Below are 6,612 nucleotides of genomic sequence, written 5' to 3' on the forward strand. Positions count from 1 at the left end.
GGGAGGCACCCCGTAAGCGCCGGGCCGCACACACACCCCGCCCAGCGCCCACCCCACGAGTCCCGCGGGATCAGCGCGGGACCGGCGTCTCCGTGGCGCGGGCCGGGCCCGGAACAGTGGGGACCGCCCGCCGACGGGGAACGGTCGCGCACCACAGCGTGCGGCCCGCCACCACAGTCGCCGCCACCAGCAACCCGTTACGAACCACCAGCAACGAGATCCCCAGCGCATCACTCGCCACCACATGGGCGAACCACACGGGGAACTCCAGCACCGTCACCAGACAAGCCACCAGCACCAACCCCACCGGCACCCCCATCCGGCTCCCCCGGAAACAGAGACAGACCGCCGCGACCCCCACCAGCCACACCATGTACTGCGGACTGATCACCCGACTCGTGGCCGTGAACATCAGCACCCCCACGAACGCGGCGTCAGCCACCGTGTGCGGCTCGAAACGCCGCGCCAGCACCCGCCACAGCACCAGCCACGCCAAAGCCGCCCCCGTCAGGAACAGCGCCCCCGTGCTCACCCAGCTCACATACGGCCCGAGGAACTCCACCGACCCGTAGTTGAGCAGTACCTCGCCCTCCCAGCCGTGATGCCGGGCCACGTGAAAGACCAGTGCCCCCAGTGACTCCACCTCCGTGCCCCGGTCCCGCTGGAACCCGAGGAACGCGAACGCCCCCGGCATCAGCACGGCGAACAGCCCCGCCACACCGACTCCGGTCACCACCGCCGACACCCACGCCCCACGCCGCCGCACCGCGAGCAGCAGCAGCGCCGGCCACACCTTCAGCAACGCCCCGAACCCCACCAGCGCCCCCATCAGCCGCGGGTGCCGGACGCCGGCCAGCAGCGCGCCCACCGCCACCGCGGTCACCATCACGTCGTAGCGCGCGTACACCGTCGGCCCGAGCAGCGGCACCCCCACCACCCACACCCAGGCACCGCGCCGCGCCCGGCCCGGACCGCGGCCCGCGTACAGCAGCAGCGCCAGCGTGACCAGGTCGGCGACGAGGGCCAGCACGAAGAACGCGGTGGCGTACTCCAGGAACGGCAGCAGAGCGGGGGAGAGGATCGCCAGCGCGGCGGCGGGCGGGTACTGCCAGGTCACGTCGTCCAGCGGGAACGTTCCGGTGCTCAGGACGTCGTACCAGCCCCGGTAGATCACCGACACGTCACTCGTGACGTCCGGCCCCGGAAAGACGAGCACCTTGAGGACGCACAGCAGCAGTGCCGTCCTCGTCAGCCCCCAGATGACCAGAAGCCCTCCGAGGGACCCTCGTGCGGCCGTCGTCTTCACGTGATTCCTGTCCGTCCGGTGTGCTGTCGCGAAGGGCCATGATGTCCCGGACGCCGGTGTACGTGCCACACACCGCCGCCGCGACGGATGGCGGAACCGCCGTTCGATAGGGTCTGCGGCGATGCACAAGACCCTGATCGTGACCAACGACTTCCCGCCCCGGCCCGGCGGCATCCAGGCGTTCCTGCACAACATGGCGCTACGGCTCGACCCCGAGCGCCTCGTCGTCTACGCCTCCACCTGGAAGCGCACCCGGGACGGCGTCGAGGCGACCGCCGCCTTCGACGCCGAACAGCCCTTCACCGTCGTACGCGACCGTACGACGATGCTGCTGCCGACCCCGGCCGCCACCCGGCGGGCCGTCGGCCTGCTGCGCGAACACGGGTGCACCTCGGTGTGGTTCGGGGCGGCGGCGCCTCTCGGCCTGATGGCTCCGGCACTGCGCCGCGCGGGCGCGGAGCGGATCGTGGCCACCACCCACGGCCACGAGGCGGGCTGGGCCCAGCTGCCCGCCGCACGGCAGCTGCTGCGCCGGATCGGGGAGTCCACGGACACGATCACCTACCTCGGCGAGTACACGCGCTCCCGGATCGCCTCCGCGCTCACCCCCGAGGCCGCCGCGCGGATGGTGCAGCTGCCGCCGGGCGTCGACGAGAAGACATTCCACCCCGGCTCGGGCGGTGACGAGGTGCGGGCGCGCCTCGGGCTGACCGACCGCCCGGTGGTCGTGTGCGTCTCGCGGCTGGTGCCGCGCAAGGGGCAGGACACGCTGATCCGGGCGATGCCCGCGATCCTGGCCGCCGAACCGGACGCCGTGCTGCTGATCGTCGGCGGCGGCCCCTACGAGAAAGACCTGCGCCGCCTCGCGCACGACAGCGGCGTGTCCGGGTCCGTCCGCTTCACCGGCTCCGTTCCCTGGTCCGAGCTGCCCGCGCACTACGGCGCCGGCGACGTCTTCGCGATGCCCTGCCGCACCCGGCGCGGGGGACTGGACGTCGAAGGGCTCGGCATCGTCTACCTGGAAGCCTCCGCGACCGGCCTGCCGGTGGTCGCCGGCGACTCCGGCGGTGCCCCCGACGCGGTCCTCGACGGCGAAACCGGCTGGGTCGTCTCCGGCACCTCCCCGACCGGGACGGCCGAACGCATCACCACCCTCCTCGCCGACGAGGATCTCCGCCGCAGCATGGGGCGGCGGGGCCGCGAATGGGTCGAGGAGAAGTGGCGCTGGGACCTCCTGGCCGAACACCTGAAAACGCTGCTCTGACGAGGTTGCCGGGGCTTTCTCGGCGGAGCACCTGAACGCCACACCGGCGAGGCTGTGCTGAGCGACGTCATCGGCGGCAGCCCACCCAGGGGCGGGGGGAACTGCGCGACAAGCCACACTCCACCCGCACCCGCCGACGACGCCCACGAGGCACCCCCGACAGCGCCCCGCCCGCCCCGTCCCGCCTACTTCGCGTAAATCGCCTCGATCTCGTGGGCGTAATCCTTCGCGACGACATTCCGCTTCAGCTTCAACGACGGAGTCAAATGCCCCGACTCCTCAGTGAACTGAGCCGGCAGCACCCGGAACTTCCGCACCGACTCCGCCTTGGACACCGCGGCATTCCCGTCATCGATCGCCGTCTGAACGGCGGCCAGCAGATCCGGATCCTCGCTCAGCGACGCCGCCGTCGACCCCGCCGGCTTCCCGTGCTCCGCACACCACCGGCCCAGGAACTCCTCGTCGATGGTGACCAGCGCACCCACGAACGGCCGCCCGTCGCCCACCACCATGCACTCCGCGACCAGCGCGTGCGCCCGGATCCGGTCCTCGATGACCGCCGGGGCGACGTTCTTGCCGCCCGCCGTCACCAGTATTTCCTTCTTCCGGCCGGTGATCCGCAGATAACCGTCCTCGTCCAGCGTGCCGATGTCCCCGGTGTGGAACCAGCCGTCGGCCAGCGCCTCGGCGGTCGCGGCCGGGTTGTTCCAGTACTCCTTGAACAGGTGCTCGCCGTGCAGCAGCACCTCGCCGTCATCCGCTATCCGGACGACCGACCCGGGCAGCGGCTGGCCGACCGTGCCGATCTTCTGCCGGTCCCACGGGTTGAACGCGGTGGCCGCGCAGGACTCGGTCAGCCCGTAGCCCTCCAGCACGCTGAAGCCGATCCCGCGGAAGAAGTGGCCCAGGCGCTCGCCCAGCGGGGCGCCGCCCGAGATGGCGTACTCGCCGCGCCCGCCCAGCACCGCGCGCAGCTTGCCGTAGACCAGCTTGTCGAACACCTTGTGCTTGACCTTCAGGCCGACCGACGGCCCGGACGGCGTGTCCAGCGCCTGGCTGTAGGCGATCGCCGTGTCCGCCGCCCTGTCGAAGATCCTGCCCTTGCCGTCGGCCTGCGCCTTGGCCCGCGCCGAGTTGTAGACCTTCTCGAAGACGCGCGGCACACCGAGGATCAGCGTCGGCCGGAACGAGGCCAGCTCGTCGGTGAGGTTCTTGATGTCGGGCACGCAGCCCAGCTTGATCGGCGCCATCATGGGCGCGATCTGCACCAGCCGCCCGAAGACGTGCGCGAGCGGCAGGAACAGCAGCACCGAGCACTCACCGGTGCGGAACAGCGGGCGCAGCCGCTCCACGATGTTGCCGCACTCGGCGAAGAAGCTGCGGTGGGTGAGCACGCAGCCCTTGGGACGGCCGGTGGTGCCGGAGGTGTAGACGATCGTCGCCGGGTCGTCCGCCTTCGCGACCGAGCTGCGCTCCTCGACCGTCTCGTCGGTGACGCCCTGGCCCAGCCCGGCCAGCTCGTCCAGGCCGCCGGTCTCGATCTGCCACAGGTTCTTGAGCGCGGGCAGCCGGTCGCGTACCGACTCGACGGTCGCCGCGTGTGCGTCCAGCTCCACGAAACAGGCGGTGGCGCCGGAGTCGCCGAGGATCCACGCCACCTGCTCCGCCGAGCTGGTCTCGTACACCGGCACGGTGACCGCGCCGGCGCTCCAGATCGCGAAGTCCAGCAGCGTCCACTCGTAGCGGGTACGGGACATCAGGGCGACCCGGTCGCCGGGCTGCACACCGGCGGCGATCATGCCCTTGGCGGCCGCCCGCACCTCCGCGAGGAAGGTGGTGGCCGTCACGTCATGCCACGTACCGCCGACCTTGCGGGCCATGACGGCGACATCGGGATGCTGCGCGGCGTTTCTGCGGACGATGTCGGTCAGATTTCCGTCCGCGGGGACCTCGTACAAAGCCGGAAGGCTGAACTCGCGCAAGACTGCTGCTCCTCTTAGGGCGCCGGCGCCACGACATTGTGCGATGCGACGGTGCGGTCCAAGGCTCGGGCGGGTGCTCGCGAATTCACTAGTTGAAATCCCGAGCAGACTGGACTGCTCGGACGTTACCCGTCGGTATGCCTTCTGGGACAGGGGGCCCCGGCCAGATGTTCGCTGCGTCACACAGGTTGGTGTTCCATTGCGCACAGTAGTCCACCCTCTGAGCGCGGAGCCAGTAACCGCAGGTAGGCCCACCATTGTTCAGGCGTGCCGCGCACGATTACTCTTGATCGCCATGGCATCCACACCAGGCGGAGACCGGCGCACACGCGTCCACGTGGTCAGCGATGTGCACGGCAACGCCCGCGACCTCGCACGCGCCGGTGACGGCGCCGACGCCCTGATCTGTCTGGGCGATCTGGTGCTCTTCCTCGACTACGCCGACCACTCGCGCGGCATCTTCCCCGACCTGTTCGGCTCCGAGAACGCCGACCGCATCGTGGAGCTGCGCACCGCCCGCCGCTTCGAGGAGGCGCGCGAGTTCCAGCGGGGGCTGTGGGCCGGCATCGACATGGACAAGCCCGCGGCGATCGAGAAGGCGGTGCGCAGGCAGTACGCCGAGCTCTTCTCCGCCTTCCCCACCCCTACGTACGCCACCTACGGCAATGTCGACATGCCGCCCCTGTGGCGGGAGTACGCGGGCCCCGGCACGACCGTGCTGGACGGGCAGCGGGTGGAGATCGGCGGCTGGACCTTCGGCTTCGTCGGCGGCGGACTCCGCACGCCCATGCGCACGCCGTACGAGATCGGCGACGAGGAGTACGCGGCGAAGATCGAGGCCGTCGGCGAGGTCGACGTGCTGTGCACCCACATCCCGCCGGAGGCGCCGGAGCTGGTCTACGACACCGTCGCCCGCCGTTTCGAACGCGGCAGCCGGGCGCTGCTGGACGCCATCCGTCGCACCCGGCCCCGGTACTCACTGTTCGGTCATGTGCACCAGCCGCTGGTGCGGCGGATGCGGATCGGCGCCACCGAATGCGTCAACGTGGGCCATTTCGCGAGCACCGGCCGGCCCTGGGCGCTGGAGTGGTGAGGCCGCAAGGGCGGGGATGCCCCAGGTCGGGTGAGTTCCGCCGGTCCGGCGCACGATAGCCTTCCGCTGCACGCGCGTGCGCTGCGCGGCTGACGCACGGCGATGACGCATACCGGCCCGCACCTGGAGGAGCCACGGCGATGGCGGAACACACCAGCTCGAGCATCACGATCGAGGCGGCACCGGCCGACGTCATGGGGGTGATCGCCGACTTCGACCGCTATCCCGACTGGACGGGCGAGGTGAAGGAGGCGGAGGTCCTCAAGACCGACGAACAGGGCCGCGCCGAGCAGGTGCGCCTCGTCATGGACGCGGGCGCGATCAAGGACGACCAGACCCTGGCGTATACCTGGACCGGTGGGCACGAGGTCTCGTGGACCCTGGTGAAGTCCCAGATGCTCCGCTCCCTCGACGGCTCCTACCTCCTCACGCCGGCCGGCCCGGACACGACCGAGGTCACCTACCGGCTGACCGTCGACGTCAAGATCCCCATGCTCGGCATGATCAAGCGCAAGGCGGAAAAGGTCATCATCGACCGAGCCCTGGCGGGCCTGAAGAAGCGCGTGGAGTCGTCCCCGAAGTAGCCCCCGCCCCCGGACCCAACTGCGGGCAGTCGTGCCGCTGGGGCGGCACGGGTGGGCGGTGGGGGTACCTCCCGCTCGAGCGAAGCCGAGAGTGGGGGAGGCACCCCGCGGACGCGGGCAAGTGCGACCCACCCCCGCCCGCCTCCCGAGCGGCACCCCTCAGACGCGCAAGTGAAGCCCACCCCCGCCCGGCTGCCCGACCGGCACCCCTCCGGCCCGGCCCAGCGCAGCGCACCCCACCCCGCCCTCCGCTACGGTTCACCCCCATGCGCACCCTCCTGATCACGGGCCCCGGGGGGGGGGGGGGGGGGGGGGGGGGGGGGGGGGGGGGGGGGGGGGGGGGGGGGGGGGGGGGGGGGGGGGGGGCGGGGAGAGGGAGGCGT

General features: G+C 71.3%; 5 protein-coding genes. 3 read left to right on the forward strand and 2 right to left on the reverse strand.

Features of this window, described 5'->3' with window-relative positions:
• Positions 1-70 precede the first annotated feature (70 nt).
• Entirely contained in the window at positions 71-1,306 is a 1,236-nt protein-coding gene (locus tag ACZ5C2_RS05085) for a glycosyltransferase 87 family protein (protein WP_468786655.1), read from the reverse strand.
• 121 nt (positions 1,307-1,427) lie between these two features.
• Here ACZ5C2_RS05085 and ACZ5C2_RS05090 point away from each other — a divergent pair, with 121 nt between their 5' ends.
• Positions 1,428-2,570, forward strand: a complete 1,143-nt coding sequence (locus ACZ5C2_RS05090) for a glycosyltransferase family 4 protein (protein WP_468786657.1) — start codon at positions 1,428-1,430, stop codon at positions 2,568-2,570.
• Between the two features lie 185 nt (positions 2,571-2,755).
• On the opposite strand, the gene ACZ5C2_RS05095 is transcribed toward ACZ5C2_RS05090, so the two are convergent.
• On the reverse strand, positions 2,756-4,552 hold the full coding sequence (locus ACZ5C2_RS05095) for an AMP-dependent synthetase/ligase (protein WP_468786659.1): 1,797 nt from the start codon (positions 4,550-4,552) through the stop codon (positions 2,756-2,758).
• A 295-nt stretch (positions 4,553-4,847) separates the two neighbouring features.
• Here ACZ5C2_RS05095 and ACZ5C2_RS05100 point away from each other — a divergent pair, with 295 nt between their 5' ends.
• Positions 4,848-5,645, forward strand: coding sequence for a metallophosphoesterase family protein (locus ACZ5C2_RS05100; protein WP_468786661.1), 798 nt, complete (start codon positions 4,848-4,850; stop codon positions 5,643-5,645).
• 140 nt (positions 5,646-5,785) lie between these two features.
• Positions 5,786-6,229, forward strand: coding sequence for an SRPBCC family protein (locus tag ACZ5C2_RS05105; RefSeq protein ID WP_468786663.1), 444 nt, complete (start codon positions 5,786-5,788; stop codon positions 6,227-6,229).
• Positions 6,230-6,612: the final 383 nt, after the last annotated feature.

This window comes from Streptomyces sp. NPDC031365 (genome assembly GCF_055569765.1).

Excerpts from the sequence above, each read along its gene's own strand:
- ACZ5C2_RS05105 (WP_468786663.1), top strand. The coding sequence starts at position 5,786 with ATGGCGGAACACACCAGCTCGAGCATCACGATCGAGGCGGCACCGGCC.
- ACZ5C2_RS05100 (WP_468786661.1), top strand. The coding sequence starts at position 4,848 with ATGGCATCCACACCAGGCGGAGACCGGCGCACACGCGTCCACGTGGTC.
- ACZ5C2_RS05090 (WP_468786657.1), top strand. The coding sequence starts at position 1,428 with ATGCACAAGACCCTGATCGTGACCAACGACTTCCCGCCCCGGCCCGGC.